Here is a 1069-nt window from a genome sequence, read left to right on the forward strand (position 1 = left end):
GAAAGCGAGTCTTTACCTACAGGAATCGCAATTCCTAAAGCAGGACACATTTCCATACCAATCGCTTTCACACCTTCAAACAATGCTTGGTCTTCACCTTTTTGACCAGCAGCAGCCATCCAGTTTGCAGAAAGTTTGATATCGCTAATTTGTTCAATGTTTGCACATGCAATATTGGTAATTGCTTCAGCAACTGCCAAGCGAGCAGATGCTGCTGGATTTAACAATGCAACTGGTGGACGTTCACCCATTGCCATTGCTTCACCAGTGAACCCTTGTAGGCTCGTAGTCGTTACTGCTGCATCCGCAACAGGAATCTGCCAACGACCAACCATTTGGTCACGTGCAACCATACCTGTAATTGAACGGTCACCAATGGTGATTAAGAATGACTTAGACGCAACTGTAGGATTTTTCAATACACGGAAAATCGCATCTTTCAAATCAACTTTTGAAGCGTCAAATTCGTTACCTTTGCGTTCAATTGTTTCATAAGAACGTTGCATACGCGGTGTACCGCCAAGCATTACTTGCATTGGGATATCAACTGCATTGTTCTGGAACAATGGATCTTCAACAGTTAAATGACGAGCTTCAGTTGCTTCACCTAACACGGCAAATGGACAACGTTCACGAGCACAGATTGATTCGAACTGTTCTAAAGACTCTGGGCGAATTGCAAGAACATAACGCTCTTGAGCTTCATTTGACCAGATTTCCATTGGGCTCATGCCCGGCTCTAATGAAGGAATTTTACGAAGGTTAAGAACTGCACCTAACTCATGATCATTCACAAGTTCAGGCATAGCATTTGATAGACCACCCGCGCCAACGTCATGTACAGAAACGATTGGGTTGAAGTCTTCTAAACGCCAGCAAGTATCGATTACTTCTTGACAACGGCGCTCCATTTCTGGGTTTTCACGTTGTACAGAAGCGAAATCAAGGCTTTCACCCATTGTACCGCTATCTACAGAAGATGCTGCACCACCACAGTCGAGAAACCGACAATCTCATTTGTTTCCGAATCAAAAATTAAGATCGCACCGCTTTTATTTTGGAAATCATC

Annotated in this window: 2 pseudogenes; both read right to left on the reverse strand. The window is 43.6% G+C overall.

The features are described 5' to 3' along the window. Positions 1 to 992: pseudogene (locus J536_RS24480) on the reverse strand (AIR synthase-related protein); the annotation flags it as partial. Then, positions 980 to 1069: pseudogene (locus J536_RS26390) on the reverse strand (hypothetical protein); the annotation flags it as partial. The pseudogenes J536_RS26390 and J536_RS24480, both read right to left, overlap by 13 nt.

This window comes from Acinetobacter sp. 809848 (genome assembly GCF_000581275.1).
Classification (GTDB): domain Bacteria; phylum Pseudomonadota; class Gammaproteobacteria; order Pseudomonadales; family Moraxellaceae; genus Acinetobacter; species Acinetobacter pittii.